The organism is Microbacterium sorbitolivorans (assembly GCF_003327285.1).
GTDB lineage: Bacteria > Actinomycetota > Actinomycetes > Actinomycetales > Microbacteriaceae > Microbacterium > Microbacterium sorbitolivorans.
In genome coordinates, this window is the sequence record NZ_KZ848476.1 from 75,295 (window position 1) to 97,917 (window position 22,623).

The following is a 22,623-nucleotide window of genomic DNA, read 5'->3' on the forward strand; positions in this document are numbered from 1 at the left end:
TGTGTGATATCCGGTCATCGCATAGCGATCGTCTAGCTCGTAAGCACCCGTGGCGGTGCCGCCGTGGCGCCCGCGCGGAACGACACGGGCAGCATAACGCTCGCGGGGGATCCGCCGTTCAGCAGCTCGTCGACGATGCGGCCCGCCTCGCGCCCGCGCCCGCGCAGCGGCTGCTTGACGGTCGTGAGGGGGATGTCGAGCCATGGCACCTCGATGCCATCGAAGCCCGTGACGGTGACGTCGCGGGGCACGTCGAGCCCGCGTTCGCGCGCCGCGGACACTGCGCCGGCGGCGAGGATGTCGTTCTGCGCGAGGATCGCGCTCGGCGCGTCGCCGAGGGCGAGCAGCGCGTGCGCGGCGGCGTTGCCCGCGGCCGAGTCACGCCCGCCCGCCTCGACGCGCACGGCGCCGGGGAAGACACGGGCGACGGCCTCGAGGCGCCCGCGGATCGTCTCGTTCGTGATCTCGTCGATGCCCTCGAGGATCGGCACGGCGGGGCCGGGCTCGTGCGTCTCGCCGGGCTGGGTCGTGCGCATCACGACGCCGACGCGGCGATGGCCGAGGGTCGCGACGTGCTCGGCGATCTGGGTCATGCCGCCGGCGTCGTCGATCTCGACGAGCGTCACGTCGTCGGCGTGCGGACCCTCGATGCCGACTATCGGGACGCGGCGGGCGCGCACGAGGGGGAGGAGCTGGTCGAATTCCTCGCCGCGCGTCGCGAAGACGACGGCGTCGACGGGCAGCGAGCGCAGCGGATCCGGGTGGGGGAGCGGGCGCGCCCGGCCCGGGAGCAGGAGCTGCCCGTAGCCGACCGAGTCGAGCCGCTCCGAGAGGCCGTCCATGGTCGCGAGGGCGACGGGGTTCTGGAACGCCAGGCCCACGCGCTCCGCGACGACGATGCCGACGATGCCGCTGCGCCCGCTGCGCAGCGAGCTCGCAACCGGGTGCGGGCCGTCGTAGCCGAGCGCGGCCGCGGCGGCGAGGATCCGGTCGCGGGTCTCGCCGAGCACGCGATCGGATCCGCGGAAGGCGAGCGACGCCGTCGAGGTCGAGACCCCCGCGCTGGCGGCGACATCGGCGATCGTGACGCGCCCCGCGCGCCCCCGACCACCCGGTGTTCTGGAAGGCATGCGTCTCACAGTAGTCGCATATCGCAACGTTTCGATTCGTTTGCCTCGAACCTCACGAATGGCCACCGTCCGTTCACCTCGCGGCCACACGACGCCCGAATCATCGAAACGGTGCGATGCCGATCGCACTCCCACTTTTCCCTCGCATTCCCCCACACAAAGGACACGAGCATCGTGACTCACAAGCGTTCCCTCGCGGCAGGTTTCCTCGCCCTGTGCGCCGCCGGCGCCCTCACCGCCTGCGCGCCGGTCGCCGCCACCGGCACCTCGGCCGACGCGTCGAGCGACGGCGACGGCACGACCCTGACCGTCTTTATCTCCGGCGACACCAACGTGCAGGACCTCTGGGACAAGGGCATCATCCCCGCGTACGAGGCCGAGAACCCGAACGTCACCGTCAACACGACGATCGACCTCCACGGCGAGCACGACCAGCAGACGGTCGCGAAGCTCACGACCGCGACCGAGGCGGGCGACGACCCCGGCTACGACCTCATCGACGCGGGCTTCGTCACCTCGAGCGCCGCGCAGGCCGGCACGCTCCTCGACATCGACGCCGACACCGTCTCGGGCCTCGCCGACGTGCCCGAGACCACCGTCGCCGCGGGCCGCGGCTTCGGCATCCCGTACCGCGCCTCCTCGGTGCTCCTCGCGTACGACACCGACACCGTCACCGACGTGCCGGAGACGCTCGCCGACCTGACCCAGTGGATCCAGGACAACCCGGGCGAGTTCGCGTACAACTCGCCCTCGACCGGCGGATCCGGCGGCGCGTTCGTGACGACGGTGCTCGACAGCTTCCTGACGCAGGACGAGCAGGACACCCTGCGCACCGAGGCCGACGCCGACATCATGGCCAAGTGGAGCGAGGGCTTCGACGAGCTCAAGGCCCTCGGCCCCTCGACCTACCAGGAGGGCGTCTACCCCAACGGCAACACCCAGGTGCTCGAGATGCTCGGTTCGGGCGAGATCTCGATGGCCCCGGTCTGGAGCGACCAGTTCCTCACCTCGCAGCAGAGCGGCCTCATCGGCGAGAACATTTCGTTCGCGCAGATCTCGGACCCGAGCTTCACGGGTAACGCCTCGTACCTCGGCATTCCCAAGACGAGCGACGACACCGACGCCGCGATCGACCTCGTGAACTTCGTGCTCTCGAGCGAGGGCCAGCAGATCATCGCCGAGCAGATCTCGGGCTACCCGGTCGTCGACCTGTCGACGCTGCCGCAGGAGGTCCAGGACCAGTTCGTCGACGCCGACCCGAGCGCGCTGCGCCCCGGCTACTACAGCGAGGTCAGCTCGGAGATGGCGAACCAGTGGGACCAGCTGGTTCCGTGACCGCTACCGCTCCCGTAGCCGGTGGGGCACGCGCCGTGAGCGCACGCCCCGCCGGCTCGGCGGCGAAGCGCCTTGAGAACCGCCGGCGATGGACCGGCTTCTCGATGGCGCTTCCGCCCGTCGTGATTATCGCCCTCTTCGTCGGATTCCCCGTGCTGCTCGCCATCGGCTTCAGCTTCGGCATGACCGGCGGCCTCAACAGCACCTCGGCCGCCATCGGACAAAACGTCCACGAGGCCGACGGCCTCATCACCCTCGACGCGTACCGGCAGCTGTTCGCCGACGCGCGCTTCCCTCGCGACCTCCTCGCCACGATCCTCGTCACGGTCGTGACGACGCTCGTGACCCTCGGAATCGCGACCGGCATCGCGGTGTTCCTCCGCCTCCGCGGCGGCCGCCTCGGCGCGATCCTCGCGGGCCTCGGCATCGTGCCGATGTTCATCCCCGTCGTCATCGCCTCGTGGGCGATCCTGCAGTTCTATTCGGGCACGGGCTTCCTCCGCAGCCTGTTCGCGCAGTGGGGCATCGAATTCCCGACCTTCGGCTTCACCATCACGGGCGTCATCATCGCGTCGGTCTGGGTCAACCTGCCGTTCGCGCTGCTCATGGCGACCTCGGGCATGCAGGGCGTGCCGCAGGCGCTCATCGATGCCGCGCGCGACGCGGGCGCGTCGACGATACGGGTGATCCGCACCGTGCTGATCCCGATGGCGGGCATCCCGCTCATCATCGCGGCGACCTTTACCGCCATCGGCGTGCTCGGTCAGTTCACGGTGCCGTATTTCGTGGGCCCCAACGCCCCGCAGCAGCTCGGCGTCTCGATCAGCAACCAGTTCCAGTCGTTCAACCAGCCGCAGCAGGCCGCCGCCCTCGCGGTCGTCGTGTTCGTGCTCGCCTCGGGCGTCGCCGCGCTCTACGTGTGGGCGAACTTCCGCAGCGCCAAGAAGGAGGGCCGGGTCTGATGCTCGCCGCTCGCCGCGCCGGAGGGCGCGCCCTCATCGTCGTCCTCGTCCTTATCGTCGCGGCCTTCATCCTCGGCCCGCTGATCTGGCTCGCCGCCCACGCGTTCGCGACCGAGTGGCGCTACCCGAACCTCCTGCCATCGGGGCTCACTCTCGACTGGTGGCGCACCGTGTTCGCGGATCCGGGGCTGTTCTCGTCGATGCGCAACTCGCTGTTCTTCGCGCCCGTGACGGTGGTCGTCTCGGCGATCGTGTGCCTGCCGGCCGCGTACGCGTTCTCGCGCTTCGACTTCCCCGGCCGCCGGTTCTTCCTCGTCGGGCTCTTCGCGACCAACGCGTTCCCCAAGATGGGCCTCTTCGTCTCGATGGCGACGATCTTCTACGGCCTCAACCTCATGGAGACGACGCTCGGCATCGTCATCGTGCACGTGATCGGCACCGTCGTCTTCATGACGTGGATCCCCGCCGCCGCGTTCAGCGCCGTGCCGCGCTCGCTCGAGGAGGCGGCCCGCGACGCGGGCGCCGGCAAGATCCGCGTGTTCCTCACCGTCACGCTGCCGATGGCGCTGCCCGGCATCCTCGTCGCCGCCGTCATGTCGTTCCTCGCCTCGTTCGACGAGGCCCAGGGTACGTACCTCGTCGGAGCGCCGTCGTACATGACGATGCCGACCGAGATGTATTCGCTCGTTCTCAACTACCCGACGCAGGTCGCCGCCGTGTTCGCGATCCTGCTCTCCATCCCCTCCGTCGTCCTCCTGCTGCTGACCCGCAAATACATCATGGGCGGGCAGCTGGCCGAGGGCTTCCAGATTCGGTAGGACCCCATGAACTCGATGACACCCGGCCTGCGCCTCGCGGGCCTCACGAAGATTCTCGGCGGTCGCACGATCGTCGACGACCTCTCGCTCGACCTCGAGCCAGGCGAGCTCGTCTCGCTGCTCGGCCCGTCGGGCTGCGGAAAGACGACGACGCTGCGCATGATCGCCGGCTTCCTGACGCCTGACGACGGATCCATCGAGGTGCAGGGATCCGACGTCACGGCCCTCGGGCCGGAGAAGCGCCCGAGCGCCATGGTGTTCCAGAACTACGCGCTCTGGCCCCACATGACGGTCGCGAAGAACGTCGCCTACCCCCTGAAGGTCGCGCGCGTGCCGCGCCGCGAGATCGCCGAGCGCGTCGCCGAGGTGCTTGAGCTCGTCGGCCTCTCGCACCACGCGAACAGCCGCCCCGCGCAGATCTCGGGCGGCGAGCAGCAACGCGCCTCCCTCGCCCGCGCGCTCGTGCAGCGCCCGAAGCTCCTGCTGCTCGACGAGCCTCTGTCGAACCTCGACGCGAAGCTGCGCGTGCGGGTGCGTGAGGAGATCCGCGACATCCAGCAGCGCCTCGGCATCACGACGGTGCTCGTGACGCACGACCAGGAGGAGGCGATGGCGGTCAGCGACCGCGTCGCCGTCATGAACGGCGGGCGCATCGAGCAGGTCTCGGAGCCCTCCGAGCTGTATCGCGCCCCGGCGACCGACTTCGTCGCGGGCTTCATCGGCTCGAGCAACCGCGTCGCCACGCCCGAGCTGGGCGTGGCGGAGGAGGGCGTGCACTGGATGGTGCGCCCCGAGCACGTCGCCCTCCTCGATGCGGGCGAGGGTATCCCCGGCCGCGTGACCCGCGTGCTGCCGCACGGCCACTTCGCCGAGGTCGCCGTCGTCGCCCGCGACACCGAGCTGCGCGCCTACGTCAACGGTGCGGTGCCGGCCGTCGGCGCCGAGGTCGGCGTGCGCATCGAGCGCGCGCTGCGCTACGAGAACGGCGTGCTCGACAAGGCGTCGCTCGAAGACGCATCCCTCGAGAGCGCGTCCCTCGAGAGCGCCGAGAGGGTCGCCGCGTGAGCGCCCGCTACGTCGCCCACCGCGGCGCGCACTCCGCCGCCGCGCCGGAGAACACCCTCGCCGCGATCCGCGCCGCCCTCGATCTCGGCGCCGACGTCGTCGAGATCGACGTGCGCGTCACCCGCGACGGCGAGGTCGTGCTCCTGCACGACGAGACGCTCGAGCGGATCTGGGGCGACCCCCGCCGCGTCGCCGACCTGAGCCTCGCCGAGGTGCGCGAGTTCGGCGGCGGCGACCGCCGGATCCCGACCCTCGCGGAGGCGCTCGCCGCGCTCCGCGGATCCGGCGTGCCGCTGCTCATCGACATGGATCACGAGGCGCCCGCGCTCCCGTCCGTCGACGTCGTCCGCGAGGCCGGCGCCGAGGGCGACGTCGAGTGGTGCGGCATGACCCCCGCCATGCGTCTCGTGCGCGGCGCGCTTCCCGGCGCCGTGATCCACCAGGCCTGGTACACGGCCGAGCCACCGGCCCCCGCCGACCTCGCCGAGCTCGAGCCCGCGTTCGTCAACGCGCAGCACCTGCTCGTCGGCCGCGCGTTCATCGACGCCGTCCACGCGGCCGGCGCCCGCGCCGCGTGCTGGACGGTCGACACCCCCGCCCAGGCGGCGCACCTCGCCGCCCTCGGCGTCGACTCGATCACCTCGAACGACCTCGCCGCCGTGCGCGGCGCCGAGAACGACGAGCCGTCCCGCCGCCTCGCGATCGTCGAGGAACTCGCGCGCCACGGCGCCGAGATCGTCGCCCGCGCGCGGCGAGAGGGCGTCGGCGCCATCGACACGAAGGCGAGTCCCGCCGACCACGTCACCGAGGTCGACCGCGGCGTCGAGCGCTGGGTGCGTGCCGTCATCGGCGCCCAGTTCCCCGAGCACGACATGGTCGGCGAGGAATACGGCGGATCCGCCACCGCCGAGCGCCCCTGCTGGTACCTCGACCCCGTCGACGGCACCGCCAACCTCGCGAACGGCGTGCCGTGGACGAGCCTCTCGCTCGCCCTCGTCGAGGGCGCCCGGCCCGTCGTCGGCGCCGTGCTCGACCCCGTCGGCGGGGTCCCGATAGTGGCAGCCGAGGGCCGCGGATCCTGGCGCGCGGGCGAGCGACTGAGCATCGCCGACCCCGGCGGGGCGGATCCGCTCTCGGGCCGCATCGTGACGACGGAGCTCGCGGGCGCGGATCCGTGGCCGGGCTTCGTGCCGCTCCTCGAGCGCCTCGCGGCCCGTCACTGCACGACGCGGGTTCCCGGATCCGGCACCGCCACCCTCGCGGGCGTCGCGCTCGGCCGCGGGGTCGCCGCGATGGTGCACCGCTACAACCCGATCGACCACGCCGCGGCGATCCTCGTCGTCTCCGAGGCCGGCGGCGCCGTGCTCGACGAGACCGGATCCGCGACCCTCGCGCCGCAGGCCGCGCCCGTCTTCACGGGCACCGCCTCGGCCGCGGCCGCGCTCGCCGAGGCCTACGCGGCGTCGAGGATCGTGTAGCTGTAACCCTGTTCGGCGAGGAACCGCTGGCGGTTCTGCGCGAACTCCTGGTCGACGGTGTCGCGGGCGATGAGCGTGTAGAAGCTCGCCGTGTGACCGTTCGACTTCGGGCGCAGGAGGCGGCCCAGGCGCTGCGCCTCCTCCTGCCGCGAGCCGAAGGATCCGGAGACCTGGATCGCGACCGAGGCGTCGGGCAGGTCGACCGAGAAGTTCGCGACCTTCGAGACGACGAGCAGGTTGAGCGTGCCCTCGCGGAACTCCTGGAAGAGCCGCTCGCGCTCGTCGACGGGGGTAGCGCCGGTGATCTGCGGCGCGCCGAGGCCGTCGCTGAGCTCCTGCAACTGGTCGAGGTACTGGCCGATCACGAGGATCTGCTCGCCGGGGTGGCGCGCGATGATCTCGCGCACGGCGTCGAGCTTCTCGGGCGCCGTCGCCGCGAGGCGGTAGCGCTCGTTGTCGGCCGCGGCGGCGTACTCGAGCCGCTCGTCGGGCGTGAGGTCGACGCGCACCTCGAAGCAGGCGGCGGGCGAGATGTAGCCCTGCTGCTCGATCTGCTTCCACGGGGCGTCGTAGCGCTTCGGCCCGATGAGGCTGAAGACGTCGCCCTCGCGGCCGTCCTCGCGCACGAGGGTCGCGGTGAGGCCCATGCGGCGGCGCGCCTGCAGGTCGGCCGTCAGCTTGAACACGGGCGCGGGGAGCAGGTGCACCTCGTCGTACAGGATGAGGCCCCAGTCGAGCGCGTCGAGCACGTCGAGGTGCGCGTACACGCCCTTCCGCTTCGCCGTGAGAATCTGGTAGGTCGCGATCGTGACGGGCTTGATCTCCTTGACCTGGCCCGAGTACTCGCCGATCTCGTCGGGGGTGAGGGTCGTGCGGGCCAGCAGCTCGTCGCGCCACTGTCGCGCCGAGACGGTGTTGGTCACGAGGATCAGGGTCGTCGTCTTGACCGACGCCATCGCCGCGGCGCCGACGAGCGTCTTGCCTGCGCCACAGGGGAGCACGACGACGCCGGATCCGTCCTTCGAGAAGACCTCGACGGCCTCGCGCTGGTAGGGCCGCAGCTCCCAGCCGTCCTCGTCGAGCGTGATCTCGTGGGGCGTGCCGGGGGTGTAGCCCGCGAGGTCCTCCGCGGGCCAGCCGATCTTCAGCAGCTCCTGCTTGATCTGCCCGCGCGCCCACGCGTCGATCACGAAGGTTTCCGGATCCGGGTGCCCGATGAGAAGGTTCTGAATCTTCTTGTTGCGGGCGACCTCGGCGATCACGGCACGGTCGGCCGAGCGGAGCAGCAGCTCGCCCTCGTCGTTCCGCTCGATCGTGAAGCGGCCGTAACGATCGACGGTCTCGCGCAGGTCGAGCGCCACCGACGGCGGCACAGGGAAGCGCGTGTACTGGTCGAGCGTCGCGAGCATGTCGTCGGCCGTGTGGCCCGCGGCGCGCGCGTTCCAGAGGCCGAGCCGCGTGATGCGGTAGGTGTGGATGTGCTCGGGCGCGCGCTCGAGCTCCGCGAAGACCGCGAGGGCGTGACGGGCGGCCTCGGCATCGGGGTGCGCAACCTCGAGCAGTACCGTGCGGTCACTCTGGACAATCAGCGGGCCGGACATAACCGACAAGTTTACGCGGGCCGAACAGACGCGATGAGCGAGAGCGGCAATGTGCGCTCGACGTCGGCGGCCGCGTCGCGCCCGCGCAGGCGCCCGCCGCCGACCCCGATGGGGTCGAGCAGCAGCTCGCGGGTGGATCCGCCCGGCATGTTCACGACGATCGCGAGGGCGGTCTTCTCGCGGATCGCGGTCGCGAGCTCGCGCTCGAGCCACGCCGCCTCGGTGTCCTCGCCCTGGCGCTCGCGTAGCCGCTCGACGAGGCCGGCATACGGATCCGCGGGGGCCGCGTCGTCGAAGACGCTGTGCCGATCGGCGCGGACGACCTCGCCCCGCGCGTTCTCGGCGACGACCGGGTAGCGGGCGTCCGACAGCGCCCAGAACACGACGTCGCGCGGCGTGCGGGTGCGCAGCTCGCCCCCGTGGGGTGCGAGGCCGATGCCGGTGAGCGACTGGTCGACCTCGAGCGTGCGCAGCAGCGTCTCGTCGGAGCTCAGCACGCGGGTCATCCCCAGCGCGGGGTCGGTCGTCACGCGGACGAGCCCGTGCCGCGACGACTCGCGGTCGATGAGGTAACCGAGCGGCTGCGGGACGCCCGTGAGCGAGAGCTCGCCGAGGAAGGCGCGGAGGCTCTCGGCGCTCTCGCCGGAGCTGAGGGCCCGCGCGATCGAGGCCTCGGTGAAGCGGTAGCCGGACGCCTGGGCGCGGCTCTCGCGCACCGCCATCGAGCGCAGCCGGGCGTCGAACACGGGCGCGAGGGGCCCGGGGCTGATCGCGGTGAGGTCGTTCTGCAGGAAGACCTTGTCGACCTCATGCGGCATGAGGTCGACGAGCGGCGCCGGATCCGGTGCGCAGCCCGTGCGGAGGCCCTCCGACCACGCCGGCTCGGCGTCGCCCGCGGTCATCCCGAGCGCCTCGCAGAGGTCGAGCCAGGTGCGGGCCTTCGCGGGCCACGAGGTATCGAGGGGATAGGCGAGCGGCCAGAGCTCGGGCGCGATCCAGCCGCCGTTGTCGGTGCGCAGGCCCCCGGGGAGCGCGGCGCGCACGCGGACGGCGATCGTCGCCCACCGCTCGGGCGTCGACAGCGCGAGCCAGTGCCGGCCGGACTCGGTCACGCCGAGGTGCCGGTCCCTGCCCACCAGTAGCCCCGCGGTGACGGCGATGCGCACGAGAATCTCGGCCTCGCCCGTCGAGTCGGCAAAGCCCTGCTCGACGAGCCGCCGCCGCTCGGTGACGCTGAGCGCGCCCGTCCCGATGCGGGCGAGCGGGGTCTGCAGGGCATGGATCAGCACGTCGGCCAGGCCCCCGAGGGTCTGGAACGCGCGCTCGGCGGCGCGCGCGGACGCGGCCTCGTCGGCCGGTCGCGGATCCGTCGGCGGGAGCGGATCGATCGCGTGCGGGGCCAGCCGCTCGGCGACGGCGCCCAGCGCGCGCCCCTCGGCGTCGGTCAGGGCGAGCAGCTCGCCGGATCCGCCGCTCGCGAGCGCCGCGAGATCGTTGCGGGGGAGCGCCGCGAGCCCCAGATCGATCGACGCCGGCTCGAGCAGGTGCTCGGCGGCGTCGAAGAAGTCGTGCCACCCCGTTGCCGGGGCCGCGTTCACGGCGATGCGCCGTGCGCGGAACAGCTCCGAGAGGGCGCGGTCGCTCGCGGCAGAGAGCCGCTGCGCAACCACGCGCTGCGCGGTGCTGCCTGAACCCGTCACCTCTTGTTGGCCTTGCCCCGCCGCGAGAAGCTCATGACGAGCAGAACGAGCAAGAGCAGGAACGCGACGATCGGGCCGTAGGCCTGGACGACGAGGACGACGGGCCAGATGCCCTCGCCTATGATCATCGTCGCGAAGAAGCAGCCCACTGACACCAGCAGCAGGCCGAGCGACATGAACGCCAGGATTCTGTCGATACGGCGAACTACTGGCGCGCCGTCGTCGTTTTTGCTCATCGTGCCCACGATACCTTCCCCGCCTGTGCGCGGTAGTCTGGGAGCGGGGGATCGCTCGATCCCTCATTTCTTTGTTCGCCGCAGTTTCAGTGAGGTGCGCCATGCCCACCGGCAAGGTCAGGTTCTACGACGAGGAGAAGGGCTTCGGCTTCATCGCCTCCGACGACGGACAGGACGTCTTCCTTCACGCGAGTGCCCTGCCCGAGGGCGTGAGCGTGCGCAAGGGATCCCGGGTCGAGTTCGGTGTTGCCGACGGCAGGCGGGGCCCCTCGGCCCTCGCCGTGACGCCCCTCGAGGCGCCGCCGAGCGCCGTCAAGGCCCAGCGCAAGAATGCCGACGACATGGCCGTCATCATCGAAGACCTCGTGACACTGCTCGACGGCATGGGCGGCGATCTGCGCCGCGGCCGCTACCCCTCGAACTCGCACGCGCGGAAGGTCGCCGCCGTGCTGCGAAAGGTCGCTGATGACATCGACGCCTGACACCACCGGATCCCTCGCCCAGGAGCGCGAGCTGGCGCTCGCCGCGCTGCGTGAGGTCACGCCCGCCGAGAGCATCGGCGAGTACGCCGGCCACGAGGTCACCGAAGACGGCGTCACGCTGCTGCGCTTCGAGACGAAGCTCGCGGGCTACCCGGGCTGGTTCTGGACGGTCGCGCTCGCCGCGGTCGACGGATCCGACCCGACCGTGCTCGAGCTGGAGCTGCTGCCCGGGGAGGGTGCGCTCGTCGCGCCCGATTGGATCCCGTGGTCGCAGCGCCTCGAGGAGTTCAAAGCACAGCAGGCGCTCGCCGCCGAGGAGCACGCGGAAGACGACGACGCCGACTCGGACGACGACGCGGACGACGACTTCGACGACGACGGCGAGGACGAGGATGACGACGACCACGACGACGACGGCGAGGAGTTCCTCCACGCCGGTGACGTCGACGGCGTCGACATCGACGAGCTCGACGACGAGGCGGGCGACGAGGAAGAGTAGGGGCCCTCGAGCGCGGCTAAACTGACTGCATGACGCTCCAGATCCCCTCCGACCTCCTTCCCGCTGACGGACGGTTCGGCTGCGGCCCCTCGAAGGTCCGCCCCGCACAGGTCGCCGCGCTCGCCGAGGTGGGTGCCTCGCTGCTCGGCACGTCGCACCGCCAGGCTCCCGTGAAGAACCTCGTCGGATCCGTGCGCGAGCGCCTCGCGCAGCTGTTCAACCTGCCCGAGGGCTACGAGATCATCCTCGGCAACGGCGGTTCGACGGCGTTCTGGGACGCCGCGGCCTTCGGCCTGATCGAGAAGCGCAGCCAGAACCTCACGTTCGGTGAGTTCGGCGGCAAGTTCGCCACCGCGGCGAAGGCCCCCTGGCTCGAGGCCCCGTCGGTCATCTCGGCCGAGCCCGGCTCTATCGCTCTGCCCGAGCCGACCGAGGGCATCGACCTCTACGCCTGGCCGCACAACGAGACGTCGACGGGCGCCTACGCACCCATCACGCGCGTCGTCGGCGACGAGGGCGCCCTGACGGTCATCGACGCGACGAGCGCCGCCGGCGGCATCAACTTCGACATGGCGCAGGCCGACGTTTACTACTTCGCACCGCAGAAGAACCTCGGCTCGGACGGCGGCCTGTGGCTCGCCGCCGTGTCGCCCGCCGCGATCGCCCGCATCGAGAAGATCGCCGCCTCGGGCCGCTACATCCCCGAGTCGCTCAACCTCGCGACGGCGCTCGACAACTCGCGCAAGGAGCAGACGTACAACACCCCCGCGGTGACGACCCTGCACCTGCTCGACAGCCAGCTCGGCTGGATCCTCGACAATGGCGGCCTCAGCTGGGCCGACGCGCGCACCCGCGAGTCGTCGAGCGTGCTGTACGACTGGGCCGAGGCGTCCGACGTCGCGACGCCCTTCGTCGCGAACCCCGAGCACCGCTCGCCCGTCGTCGCGACGATCGACTTCGACGACAGCATCGATGCCGCCGCGATCGCCAAGGCCCTGCGCGCCAACGGTATCGTCGATACCGAGCCCTACCGCAAGCTCGGCCGCAACCAGCTGCGCGTCGCCACGTTCGTCTCGATCGAGCCGAACGACGTGCGACAGCTCGTCAAGAGCATCGAATTCATCCTCGCCAACCGGGAGCAGTAATGGCTGACCTCATCGACACGACAGAGATGTACCTTCGCACCGTCCTGGAGCTGGAGGAGGAGGGGATCGTGCCGCTGCGCGCGCGCATCTCCGAGCGCCTCGGGCACTCGGGCCCGACGGTCTCGCAGACCATCGGCCGCATGGATCGCGATGGCCTCATCCGTGTCGCTGAGGATCGCCGCCTCGTCCTGACCGATGACGGCCGCCGCAAGGCGATCGAGGTGATGCGCAAGCACCGCCTCGCCGAGCGCCTCCTGAGCGACGTCATCGGTCTCGACTGGGCCTTCGTGCACGACGAGGCCTGCCGCTGGGAGCACGTCATGAGCGAGCTCGTCGAGCGCCGCCTCGTCGAGCTGCTGGGACACCCCGACGAGTCGCCCTACGGCAACCCCATTCCGGGCCTCGGCGGACTCGGCGAGACCTCGGCCGCCGGCACCTTCGACGAGGGCGTGGTCTGCGTCGTCAAGCGCCTCGAGGCGGAGGGCGGCCCGATCACCGGAACCGTGCGCCGCCTCGCGGAGCCGATTCAGGTCGAGCCCGAGCTCCTGCGCCAGCTGCGCGAGGCGGGCGTCGTGCCCGGCGCGCACGGCTCGTTCCAGTTCAACGACGGCTATGTGCTGATGCAGATGGATGGTGTCGAGGGTGGCCTCGAACTGCCCATCGACCTGGCCTCGCACGTGTTCCTTGTCTCTGAGTGACCTCCGAAACATCGGTACGTCCGGAAGAATATCGACTCTGAGCGTGACAGATTCGTTATCTTTCGTTACCGTAGAGTGACACCAAGCATGAGCCGGGCACCCGGCGGAGGAAAACACGTGGCAGAGAACGAAGCGGCGAATGACGACATCGCCCGTACGGACGCACCGGAATCCGCCGACCGTTCGGTCAGCAGCAGGAAGCTCGTCGCGGAAGCGCGCAAGCAGGCACGACGCGTCGAGCGCAGCGAGCGCCGCAAGGCAGTAGCCGCGGCGCCGAAGCGCCGCGTCGGCGGCGTTCGCGCCGTCGGCACCGCCATCGCCGTCTGCGCCCTGATCGCCGGAGTCGCCATCCCCGCATACGCCGCAACCCAGCAGGGTTCCGACGTCGCGGCATCCGCCACCGTTCGTGACGAGGCCGCCGAAGACGCGCAGTCGTTCGCCGCGGGCGATGAGGCGCAGGGCGCCGACGTCGCGGCGACGAGCTACTCGGCCCGCAGCGCGACCGAGATCGCCCAGGTCGCCGCCGAGCGCATCGCGCTCGAGCGCGCCGAGGAAGAGCGCGCCCGCCAGGCAGAGCTCGCAGAGCAGGCCCAGCAGCAGCAGGCACAGGAGAGCGAAGGCTCGCCCGCCGCGGTCACGCCCGACACCTCGAGCGACCAGGAAGCCGCGCCCACCGAGGCGCAGAACGGCTGGATCAATCCGCTCGGTAGCGCCGGCTACTACATCAGCCGCTCGCTCTCGAGCGGCCACGACGGCACCGACATGGTGACGACGAGCCAGGCAGACTGGACCGTCCCGATCTACGCCGCCAAGTCCGGCACCGTCGTCGTCTCGAGCGAGGCACACTACGGCTGGGGTGTTGCGGTGCAGATCGACCATGGCGACGGCACCACCACCCTCTACGGCCACATGACCTACGGCTCGCGCCAGGTGCAGGCCGGCGACTACGTCGAGCAGGGCCAGATCATCGGCTACGTCGGTTCGACCGGTCGCTCGACGGCACACCACCTCCACGTCGAGGTGCGCGTCAACGGCCAGCTCGTCGAGCCGCGCTCGTACCTGCCGATCGGCTAATTCGCCTTTCATACATTGGGCCCCCGTTCCATTCGGAACGGGGGCCCAATGTCGTTTCCGGAAGAATTTACCTTGTCGACATCCCCCGGGCGTGTCGAATGGGTTACTCTCGTCCTGTCGCGCCGTGCGCCAATCGCACCGCGCGAGCACAGGTCTTGTCCCCGGAAGCCATCCGGGGCACGAAGAAGGGCGACCGGTATGCGCACACTTGTACTCAATGCAGGATATGAACCCCTCGCAATCGTCTCGTTCAAGCGCGCGCTGATGCTCGTGATGAATCAGAAGGCCAACATGGTCGAATGCGATGAAGAATCGCCGGTCTGGGGAGCCACCGAGATCTTCGATAGACCAGCCGTCATAGTGCTGACAAGATACGTGCGCGTTCCCCGTGCACAGAAGGTGCCCGTCACACGGCGCGGAGTTCTCCGCCGAGACGGACACCGTTGCGCATATTGCGGACGATCCGCCAACACCATCGACCACGTGTTCCCGCGCTCACGCGGCGGAAAGAACACCTGGGAGAACCTCGTCGCCGCCTGCGTCAAATGCAACAACATAAAGAGCGACCGCACACCCGCGGAGATGGGATGGGAATTGCGATTCCGCCCCACCGCTCCACACGGAACCGCATGGGAAGTCCGGGGATCCGAACAGGCAGAACCCGCCTGGGAACCCTATCTGCAAATGGCGGCCTGAATTCAAAAACAATCGTTACCGATAACGGTGCAATATGCGCTACTGTTGCGGACATGGCACGTAAGATCATTCACCAGCTTGTCGACGACATCGACGGAACCGTTCTTGAGCCGGGTGAGGGCCAGAGCGTTCAGTTCGCACTCGACGGTCGCGGATACGAAATCGACCTCACCGACGCAAACGCAACGCAGCTCCGCGAACTCCTCGCCCCGTACATCGGTGCCGGCCGTCGCACGATCGGCTCCGTAGCCTCCGCGAAGACGACCCGCACCCCGCGCGTCACCGGAAACATCCGCAACCTCCAGAAGGTGCGCGAATGGGCCCGCGAGCAGGGACACACCGTCAGCGACCGCGGCCGCATCCCGCAGACCATCCTCGACGCATACGACGCCGCAAACTAACCCGGTTCGCGTAACGCGCCCGGCCCAGTAATATGGGTCGGGCGCGTTACGCGTTTCGCCCCCGTAGCTCAGGGGATAGAGCACCGCTCTCCTAAAGCGGGTGTCGTTGGTTCGAATCCAATCGGGGGCGCAAATCTTCGCGGCTGTCGCCGCGAGGATTTGCTCTCTTTGCGGCCGAGAGCCGCAAAGAGCCCCTCGGTGCTTTTTGGAGTCCTCGGCGACGTCGCCGCAATCTGGTTGCCTTCGGCTCCCAGATTCCGGCTCCGTCGCCTGCGGGCGGTCGCTTGCGTTTGGTAAGTGGTTGCGTTTTGGCGGCCGGCTTTGCCGGCGCCTGCGCCGAGCTTCGCCGGCGCCGGGGAGTCGTTGCTCGTTGTTAGGACTGGCCTTCCAGGAACGGGCGCTGGGCTTTGGGGACTAGGCCTATCGCTTCCATGAGGGCGAACATTGTGGTGGGGCCTACCCAGCGGAAGCCCGCCGCCTTCAGGGTCTTTGAGAGCGCTAGGGACTCTGGGCTCGTCGACGGGATCGTCTCTAGTGATGTGGGGAGCTCCTGGTTCTCGGGGCGGAAACTCCACACCAGCTTCGCCAGGTCGGTGCCGGTCTCGCGCAGCGCGACCGTCGCGCGGGCGTTGTCGATCGTCGCGAGGATCTTCGCGTGGTTGCGGATGATGCCCTCGTTCGCCATCAGCCGTTCCACGTCCGCCTCATCAAACGCCGCGACCGCATCCGGGTCGAAGCCCGCGAACGCCTCGCGGAACGCCGGGCGCTTGCGCAACACCGTCACCCAGCTGAGGCCCGACTGGAACGCCTCGAGGCTCAGCCGCTCGAACACGCCCTGCTCGTCGGTCACGGCGACACCCCACTCGGTGTCGTAATAGTCGCGCAGCAGCTCGGTCTGCTCGGCCCACGGCGGGCGCGAGACGCCATCTGAACCGGTAATGAACCCGGCAGGAAAGGTGAAATCACTCATGGATCCATCTTGCGGGGCCGATCGCACGCCCCGTTCGGCCGCGGCGCGGAATGTGGAGAAAACGGCGAAATTCGGCATTGTGGATCGTCTCACGCCACGACATTGCCGAATCGCGGCGATCCCCACGCAAAAATGGCCCCATACCACGTACCCTTGCGCGTGTGTGGCGTATCAGAGGCTCGGCGGCGCTGTCCGGAACGGAAGAAAGCGTTACGACGAACGACCCCGTGAGCGGGGCGTTCGGCGAGCGCGTCAGAAACGTCGCCGGAGGGCTCGGCGGCAGCTCCACCCTCCTCCACTACCACGAGGCCCCCGAGTCGTTCATCGAGATGACGACCGCGCACCCCGGCAGCCTTCCCCAGTTCATCACGGGCCGCTCGACGCTGCTGTCGAACCTCTTCCGCGACGAGGTCGCGCTCCGCGGCGCACGCCTCGCGGCCGAGCGCATCGCCGCCAAAAACGTCGAGCTCCGCACCTCCCGCGGCATCGACGCCGTGCGCCTCGCCGTGGGCGTCGCCTCGTGGCGCTTCGGCGGACGCCAGTTCACCGCACCCGTCCTGCTCCGCCCGCTCGGCCTGCGCCGCCACCACGCAGACTTCGAGCTCAAGCTGCGCGGCCACTTCAGCGTCAACCCCGAGCTCGTCCGCGCGGTGCGCGAACAGTTCGGCGTCGAACTCGACGGCGCCTCCCTCGCCTCCCTCGCCTACGACGACGGCCTCTTCCAGCCCCAGCCGGTCATCGACCGCCTGCGCCAGCTGACGAGCCACGTCGACAGCTTCTCGGTCAAGGCCCGCCTCGTCGTGTCGACCTTCGCCGACGTCGCCGGTGACATGGTGCGCGACCTGCAGCGCATCGACCACCCGATCCTCGGCGCCCTCGCAGGCCAGCCCGACGACCTGCGCATGGTGCAGGAGACGCGGCCCGTCGCGATGCCGACGGACCCCGACGACCGCTCGCCCTCGTCCGACACCCTGCTTCTCGACGCCGACGCCGAGCAGGAGGCCGTGCTCGCCCGCATCATCGGCGGCCAGTCGCTCGTCGTGCACACCCTGCCCGGCACCGGCAGCATGCAGACCACGATCAACGCCGTCGGCGAGCTCGTCCGCGCGGGCAAGCGCACCCTCGTGGTCAGCGCCCGCCGCTCGACGCTCGAGGGCGTCGCGCACCGCCTCCGCGGGATCCACCTCGACGGCCTCGCCGTCTCGCCGACGACGCTCCGTGCCGACCTGATCCGCGCGATCGGCCGCAACGAGCGCGCGAAGCAGCCCAAGGTCAGCGACATCGACGAGGCGCTCGTGCGCCTGCGCGGCATGCTGCGCGACTATCGCGGCGCGCTCGCCGAGCCGCGCCGCGAGCTCGGCGTCTCGGTGCTCGACATGACGCGCGAACTCACGCGCCTCGCCTCGCTCCCGATCCCGCCGACCTCCTCGGCTCGCCTGTCGCCCGAGGCCCTCGAGAAGCTCGCGGGCGACCGCGCCGAGGCCGCGCGCACGCTCGCCCTCGCCGCCCGCCTCGGCGAGTTCCGTGTCGGCCCCGACGACTCGCCCTGGTACGGCGTCAGCTTCACGACCACGCAGCGCGCCCGCGACGCGCACGCCCGCGCCAAGCGCCTGCACGAGAAGCTCGTGCCGGCGGTGCTCGAGCGCGGCTACTCGCTGATCTCACAGACCCGCATGCGCCCGTTCACGACGGTCGACGAGCTGGGCGAATACCTCACGCTGCTCGAGGGCATCCGCGACTCGCTCGACCGGTTCCAGCCGGCCGCGTTCTCGCGCCCGCTCAACGACATGATCAAGGCGCACGGCTCGCGCCGCGACGCCGCAGGCATGTCGAGCTCGCAGCGCCGTCGCCTCAAGCGCCTGTCGAAGGAACTCGTCCGCCCGGGCATCCACATCGCCGACATGCACGATTCGCTCACGCGGATCCGCCACCAGCGCGCCCAGTGGAAGGACCTCGTCGAGGGCGTCAGCGCCCCCGAGATCCCGCTCGGCCTCTCCGAGGCGCACGACGAGTGGCGCGCCGTCGAGGCCGAACTCTCGGCGCTCGACCGCGACCTCGCGCGCGGCACCCGCCTCGCCTCGCTCCCCATCGACCGGCTGATCCGCACCATCGCGGGCCTCGCCGCCGAGTCCGACGTGTTCGAGAACATCGTCGAGCGCGCCGAGCTGCGCACGACGCTCGACTCGTGGGGCCTGTCGCCGCTGCTCACCGAGCTGTCGGTGCGCCACGTCGACGAGGCGCGCGTGGGGGAGGAACTCGAGTTCGCCTGGTGGCAGTCGGCCCTCGAGCACGCGATGCGATCGGATCCGGCGCTCCTCGGCGCCTCGACGGCCGTCGTCGACCGCCTCGAGAAGGACTTCCGCCTCGTCGACGGCGCGCACGCCGCGGCGTCGGGCGAGCTCCTCGCCTGGCAGCTCGCCAGCGAGTGGAAGATCGGCATCGTCGACGAGCCCGACGAGTCCGACCGCCTGCGCCGCGCGCTCATGCGCGGAGAGGTGACGCCGGGCCAACTCTTCGCCGACGCCCCGCGCCTCATGCGGATCCTCGCGCCCGTCTGGCTCTGCTCGCCGTACGACGTGCCGCTGCTGCCCGAGAACGAGCGCTTCGACACCGTGATCCTCGTCGACTGCGCCGCCCTCGACATCGCGGAGGTCGCCCCCGCGATCCGCCGCGGCACGCAACTCGTCGCGTTCGGCGACCCGGTGACGCAGCGCCCGACGTCGTTCGACGTGTCGACCGCCGTCCCGGCCCAGCACGCGGGACTCTCGGAGGAGCCGAGCGCCTTCGAGCAGCTCGCAGAGATCCTGCCCGTCGAGACCCTCACCCGCAGCTACCGCGCGGGCGGCGAGGACCTCGCGAAGCTCGTCAACGACGCCTTCTACGGCGGCGAGATCCACTCGCTCCCGTGGGCCGGCTCGTACCTCGGCCGGGGCAGCCTCACGGTCGACTTCGTCGAGGGCGGATCCGGCGCCCCGGATCCCGAGACGGGAGCGGTCGAGAGCCCGGATCCCGAGGTCGCGCGCGTCGTCACCCTCGTGGTCGAGCACGCCGTCAACCGCCCGAACGAGTCGCTCATGGTCGTGACGGCGAGCCGCAAGCACGCCGACCGCGTGCGCGCCGCCGTGACGGCCGCCTTCGCGGGCCGCAGCGACGTCGCCGACTTCGTCGGGCGCGAGACGGCCGAGCCGCTCGCGGTGCTGACGCTCGAGGAGTCGGTCGCGGAGAGCCGCGACCGCGTGATCTTCTCGCTCGGCTACGGCAAGACCCGCCACGGCCGCGTGCTCAGCGAGCTCGGCGACCTGTCGAGCGACGACGGTGAACGCCTGTTGACGGTCGGCATGACGCGCGCCCGGCGCTCGATGGTCGTCGTCTCGTGCGTGCGACCGCCCGACATCGACGACGGCCGCTTCTCGAACGGCGCGGCCCTGCTGATGGACATACTGCGCTCCTACGAGGAGAGCCGCAGCACCCCGCGCCGCGAGGACGACGCGGATCCGCTGACGCTCGTGCTCGCCCGCGAGCTGCGCCGCATGGGCGTGGCCGTCGAGGTCGACTACCGCGGTCTCCTGCCGCTCGTCGCGCAGGCGAACGGCAAGGCCCTCATCGTCGAGTCGGATCCGGAGGCGCAGCACGAGTCGCTGCGCGAGACGCTACGCCTGCGCCCGCAGGTGCTGCGCCGCCTCGGCTGGCACTACGTGCGAGTGCACGCGTTCGACCTCTACAGTGACCCGCGCGCCGTTGCGGCCCGCGTCGCGTCGGTCCTCGGGATCGGCGACGAGGTCGCGCGCGTCGACGACGACACCGCGCCGCTGCCGTGACGGGCGACGAGCCGCGCCAGCGGGTCGAGAAGGTCCGCGGATCCCGCAGGGCGCGCCTCACGCGCGTGGAGGGCACGCTGAGCGACTCCGAGGCCGAGGCGACCCTGCGCGGCGAGGAGCCCGAGGCGAAGCCCGTGGGGCCCGCCGGCGCGAACGACGCTCGGCTCTTCGGCGACAAGCCGCCCCACTATTGATCCGTCACACGCACAAAAAATGCCGCCCCCGAGGGAGCGGCATTTTTTGTGTCTGCCTTACGGCGTGTTCTTCTGCGCGGCGAGCAGGTCGCGGATCTGCGCGAGGAGCTCTTCCTGCGTCGGGGGAACGTCCTCGGCGACCTGGCCGCGGGCGCGGCGCTCGGCGAGCTTGTTCATCGGCATGACGAGCGCGAAGTACACGACCGCGGCGATGACGATGAAGTTGATCAGCGCCGAGATGAATGCACCAATTCCGAGCTGAGCGTCGTCGACGAGGCCGGGGATCGTGATGGTCCAGCCAGCGAGGTCACCCGACGGCACGAAGGCGCCGATCAGCGGGTTGATGATCGAGTCAACTGCGGCGGTAACAATCGCACCGAACGCGCCACCGATGACGACCGCGACGGCCAGTTCGATGACATTGCCGCGCATGACGAATTCTTTGAATCCCTGGAACATGGTCCCCCTTCGAGAATCGGTCCGCCGGCTTATCCGGCCGGAGCCGTCAGCTGGAAGCCGACGAAGACGATGATGCCGCAGGCGAGGCCCCAGCGCCAGAAGGCGCGCGCGAGTCGGTGCGGTAGAAGCCGGATCCGTTGAACGTCACGCCGACGGTGCCGTAGCGCTTGCGCAGCTCGCCGCCACACTCGGGGCACTCGGTCAGGGCCGCGTCGCTGAACGACTGCACGGCATCGAAAGCGTGCCCGCAGTTCTTACAGGCGTAGGCGTACGTGGGCATAGAAGGGCCTCCCGGATGCACCGGTTCGCGATGTCGTCGCGTCTCACCGGTCGAATGTCAGCGTGCGGGTCGGCGTAATGACGCCGGTTACGGCAACATCGTGAGCCTCGTGAGGCACGCGCGCGACCACATCAGAATCATAAAGCACCGCGTATGCGGGGATCCCGGATCCCGCGCCCGCGAGCGCGCGGTCGTAGAACCCGCCGCCCCAGCCGAGTCGGAAGCCGCGCTCGTCGACGGCGCAGGCGGGCGCGAGGATGAGGTCGGCCTCCGCGAGCGCGCCCTCGCCGAGCGGGGTCGCGGCCGTCTCGGGCACGCCGAGCCGGGCCTGGCGCTCGGATCCGTCGTGCTCGGCCCACTCGAGCACGCGGCCCGGGCGGATCACGGGGAGCAACACCCGGATCCCACGGGAGGTCGCCGCGTCGATGAGGGCGCGCGTGGGCGGCTCGGCGGATCCGGAGAGGTAGCACGCGAGCGTGCGGGCGCCCGCGCGCTCCGCGAGGGCGATGCCTCGCGCGGCGATCGCGGCGTCCGCCGCCGCCCGCTCACGGGGGCCGCGCGCGGCCCGCGAGGAACGGATCCGCTGGCGCAGTTCGTTCTTTTCGCCGTCCATCCGTTCAGGCTAAGTGGACAAAGTCAGGAATTCCCACCTGAGTCGCTTATGGTGTTCGGATGGAACCTGCGAAGATCAAAGCCGTTATGCCGGTTGCGGGTCTCGGTACCCGCTTCCTGCCCGCGACGAAGGCGACGCCGAAGGAAATGCTTCCCGTCGTCGACAAGCCCGCCATTCAGTACGTGGTGGAAGAGGCCGTCGCTGCCGGCATCCGCGATGTGCTGATGATCATCGGCCGCAACAAGAACGCGATTGCGAACCACTTCGACGCGATGCCCGAGCTCGAGGGCAAGCTCACGGAGAAGGGCGATGACCGCAAGCTCGGTCACGTGCAGCACTCGAGTTCGCTGGCCGACATCCACATGCTGCGCCAGGGCGAGCCCAAGGGCCTCGGCCACGCCGTCTTCCGTGCGAAGTCGCACGTGGGCGACAGCCCCTTCGCCGTCATGCTCGGCGACGACCTCATCGACGAGCGCGACCCGCTGCTGCCGAAGATGATCGAGGTCAACGAGCAGAAGAAGGCCATGGTCATCGCCCTCATGGAGGTCGACCCCGAGCAGATCAGCATGTACGGCTGCGCCTCGGTCGAGGCGACCGACGACCCCGACGTCGTGAAGATCCTCGACCTCGTCGAGAAGCCGGCGAAGGAAGAGGCCCCCTCGAACCTCGCCATCATCGGCCGCTACCTGCTCACCCCCGAGATCTTCGACGTGCTCGAGCACACGCAGCCGGGCAAGGGCAACGAGATCCAGCTGACCGACGCCCTCAAGGAGGTCGCGACCGACGACGACAACGTCGACGTCTACGGCGTGATCTTCCGCGGCCGTCGCTACGACACGGGCGACAAGCTCGACTACATCAAGGCGATCCTGCAGCTCGCGAGCGACCGCGAGGACCTCGGCCCGGACCTGCGTCCGTGGATCAAGGACTTCGCCGCTACGCTGTAATCCTGCCCGTCACCAGACGATA

At 70.1% G+C, this 22,623-nt stretch carries 23 protein-coding genes and 1 tRNA gene; 16 read left to right on the forward strand and 8 right to left on the reverse strand.

Going from position 1 to position 22,623, the window contains the following annotated elements; all coding sequences use genetic code 11:
* Window positions 1–32: 32 nt before the first annotated feature.
* Window positions 33–1,130, reverse strand: a complete 1,098-nt coding sequence (locus DTO57_RS11830) for a LacI family DNA-binding transcriptional regulator (RefSeq protein WP_114118448.1) — start codon at window positions 1,128–1,130, stop codon at window positions 33–35.
* 174 nt (window positions 1,131–1,304) lie between these two features.
* Here DTO57_RS11830 and DTO57_RS11835 point away from each other — a divergent pair, with 174 nt between their 5' ends.
* Genes DTO57_RS11835 through DTO57_RS11855 form a run of 5 tightly spaced genes read left to right on the forward strand, consistent with a single transcriptional unit; the run spans window position 1,305 to window position 6,788 of the window.
* Window positions 1,305–2,465: an extracellular solute-binding protein gene (locus tag DTO57_RS11835; protein WP_114118449.1), complete on the forward strand. Its 1,161-nt coding sequence runs from the start codon at window positions 1,305–1,307 to the stop codon at window positions 2,463–2,465.
* 35 nt (window positions 2,466–2,500) lie between these two features.
* A complete protein-coding gene (locus DTO57_RS11840) occupies window positions 2,501–3,427 on the forward strand; it encodes an ABC transporter permease (RefSeq protein WP_229730609.1) in 927 nt (308 codons plus the stop codon).
* Window positions 3,427–4,245 (forward strand): ABC transporter permease, encoded by an 819-nt coding sequence (locus DTO57_RS11845; RefSeq protein ID WP_114118450.1) that lies wholly within the window; start codon window positions 3,427–3,429, stop codon window positions 4,243–4,245. The genes DTO57_RS11840 and DTO57_RS11845 overlap by 1 nt, the downstream gene beginning before the upstream one ends.
* 6 nt (window positions 4,246–4,251) lie before the next feature.
* A complete protein-coding gene (locus DTO57_RS11850; protein WP_222843271.1) occupies window positions 4,252–5,310 on the forward strand; it encodes an ABC transporter ATP-binding protein in 1,059 nt (352 codons plus the stop codon).
* On the forward strand, window positions 5,307–6,788 hold the full coding sequence (locus DTO57_RS11855; protein ID WP_114118451.1) for an inositol monophosphatase family protein: 1,482 nt from the start codon (window positions 5,307–5,309) through the stop codon (window positions 6,786–6,788). Before DTO57_RS11850 ends, DTO57_RS11855 begins: the two co-directional genes overlap by 4 nt.
* Here DTO57_RS11855 and DTO57_RS11860 read toward each other — a convergent pair.
* Genes DTO57_RS11860 through DTO57_RS11870 form a run of 3 tightly spaced genes read right to left on the reverse strand, consistent with a single transcriptional unit; the run spans window position 6,764 to window position 10,325 of the window.
* Window positions 6,764–8,389 carry a DNA repair helicase XPB gene (locus tag DTO57_RS11860; protein ID WP_114118452.1) on the reverse strand — a complete coding sequence of 542 codons (1,626 nt, stop codon included), beginning with the start codon at window positions 8,387–8,389 and terminating at the stop codon, window positions 6,764–6,766. The two genes, DTO57_RS11855 and DTO57_RS11860, sit on opposite strands and share 25 nt — an antisense overlap.
* An 11-nt stretch (window positions 8,390–8,400) precedes the next feature.
* On the reverse strand, window positions 8,401–10,089 hold the full coding sequence (locus DTO57_RS11865; RefSeq protein WP_187346623.1) for a helicase-associated domain-containing protein: 1,689 nt from the start codon (window positions 10,087–10,089) through the stop codon (window positions 8,401–8,403).
* Window positions 10,086–10,325, reverse strand: coding sequence for a multidrug ABC transporter ATPase (locus DTO57_RS11870; RefSeq protein ID WP_114118676.1), 240 nt, complete (start codon window positions 10,323–10,325; stop codon window positions 10,086–10,088). The genes DTO57_RS11865 and DTO57_RS11870 overlap by 4 nt, the downstream gene beginning before the upstream one ends.
* 101 nt (window positions 10,326–10,426) lie before the next feature.
* On the opposite strand from DTO57_RS11870, the gene DTO57_RS11875 reads away from it, so the two are divergent.
* The 8 genes from DTO57_RS11875 to DTO57_RS11910 all read left to right on the forward strand — a co-directional run bounded on the left by DTO57_RS11875 (window position 10,427) and on the right by DTO57_RS11910 (window position 15,450).
* The gene (locus tag DTO57_RS11875) at window positions 10,427–10,807 is read left to right on the forward strand and encodes a cold-shock protein (protein ID WP_114118453.1); all 381 of its coding nucleotides are present in this window, start codon (window positions 10,427–10,429) and stop codon (window positions 10,805–10,807) included.
* Window positions 10,791–11,306, forward strand: coding sequence for a DUF3027 domain-containing protein (locus tag DTO57_RS11880; RefSeq protein ID WP_114118454.1), 516 nt, complete (start codon window positions 10,791–10,793; stop codon window positions 11,304–11,306). The genes DTO57_RS11875 and DTO57_RS11880 overlap by 17 nt, the downstream gene beginning before the upstream one ends.
* 29 nt (window positions 11,307–11,335) lie before the next feature.
* Window positions 11,336–12,451: a phosphoserine transaminase gene (gene serC, locus DTO57_RS11885; RefSeq protein WP_114118455.1), complete on the forward strand. Its 1,116-nt coding sequence runs from the start codon at window positions 11,336–11,338 to the stop codon at window positions 12,449–12,451.
* Window positions 12,451–13,149: an iron-dependent transcriptional repressor DtxR gene (locus tag DTO57_RS11890; RefSeq protein WP_114118456.1), complete on the forward strand. Its 699-nt coding sequence runs from the start codon at window positions 12,451–12,453 to the stop codon at window positions 13,147–13,149. Before serC ends, DTO57_RS11890 begins: the two co-directional genes overlap by 1 nt.
* A gap of 117 nt (window positions 13,150–13,266) precedes the next feature.
* Window positions 13,267–14,223, forward strand: coding sequence for a M23 family metallopeptidase (locus DTO57_RS11895; protein WP_114118457.1), 957 nt, complete (start codon window positions 13,267–13,269; stop codon window positions 14,221–14,223).
* A gap of 198 nt (window positions 14,224–14,421) precedes the next feature.
* Window positions 14,422–14,919 carry an HNH endonuclease gene (locus DTO57_RS11900; RefSeq protein ID WP_114118458.1) on the forward strand — a complete coding sequence of 166 codons (498 nt, stop codon included), beginning with the start codon at window positions 14,422–14,424 and terminating at the stop codon, window positions 14,917–14,919.
* 53 nt (window positions 14,920–14,972) lie between these two features.
* Window positions 14,973–15,320 carry a histone-like nucleoid-structuring protein Lsr2 gene (locus DTO57_RS11905; protein WP_114118459.1) on the forward strand — a complete coding sequence of 116 codons (348 nt, stop codon included), beginning with the start codon at window positions 14,973–14,975 and terminating at the stop codon, window positions 15,318–15,320.
* 57 nt (window positions 15,321–15,377) lie between these two features.
* Window positions 15,378–15,450: transfer RNA gene (locus DTO57_RS11910), tRNA-Arg, on the forward strand.
* A 243-nt stretch (window positions 15,451–15,693) separates the two neighbouring features.
* Here DTO57_RS11910 and DTO57_RS11915 read toward each other — a convergent pair.
* Window positions 15,694–16,290, reverse strand: coding sequence for a DNA-3-methyladenine glycosylase I (locus DTO57_RS11915; RefSeq protein ID WP_114118460.1), 597 nt, complete (start codon window positions 16,288–16,290; stop codon window positions 15,694–15,696).
* A 161-nt stretch (window positions 16,291–16,451) separates the two neighbouring features.
* Here DTO57_RS11915 and DTO57_RS11920 point away from each other — a divergent pair, with 161 nt between their 5' ends.
* Complete coding sequence (locus DTO57_RS11920) at window positions 16,452–20,108, forward strand: AAA family ATPase (protein WP_373285675.1); 3,657 nt, start codon at window positions 16,452–16,454, stop codon at window positions 20,106–20,108.
* On the forward strand, window positions 20,105–20,302 hold the full coding sequence (locus DTO57_RS11925; RefSeq protein ID WP_114118461.1) for a hypothetical protein: 198 nt from the start codon (window positions 20,105–20,107) through the stop codon (window positions 20,300–20,302). The genes DTO57_RS11920 and DTO57_RS11925 overlap by 4 nt, the downstream gene beginning before the upstream one ends.
* 57 nt (window positions 20,303–20,359) lie before the next feature.
* Here the strand turns inward: DTO57_RS11925 and mscL are convergent, their stop codons facing one another.
* The 3 genes from mscL to DTO57_RS11940 form a co-directional block, all read right to left on the reverse strand.
* Window positions 20,360–20,734 carry a large conductance mechanosensitive channel protein MscL gene (gene mscL, locus DTO57_RS11930; protein WP_229730607.1) on the reverse strand — a complete coding sequence of 125 codons (375 nt, stop codon included), beginning with the start codon at window positions 20,732–20,734 and terminating at the stop codon, window positions 20,360–20,362.
* Window positions 20,735–20,807: 73 nt separating this feature from the next.
* Window positions 20,808–21,041, reverse strand: a complete 234-nt coding sequence (locus DTO57_RS11935; RefSeq protein ID WP_114118463.1) for an FmdB family zinc ribbon protein — start codon at window positions 21,039–21,041, stop codon at window positions 20,808–20,810.
* Window positions 21,042–21,084: 43 nt separating this feature from the next.
* A complete protein-coding gene (locus DTO57_RS11940; RefSeq protein WP_114118464.1) occupies window positions 21,085–21,654 on the reverse strand; it encodes a 5-formyltetrahydrofolate cyclo-ligase in 570 nt (189 codons plus the stop codon).
* A gap of 59 nt (window positions 21,655–21,713) precedes the next feature.
* Between DTO57_RS11940 and galU the strand changes: the two genes are divergently transcribed.
* Window positions 21,714–22,601, forward strand: coding sequence for a UTP--glucose-1-phosphate uridylyltransferase GalU (gene galU, locus DTO57_RS11945; protein WP_114118465.1), 888 nt, complete (start codon window positions 21,714–21,716; stop codon window positions 22,599–22,601).
* Window positions 22,602–22,623 lie beyond the last annotated feature (22 nt).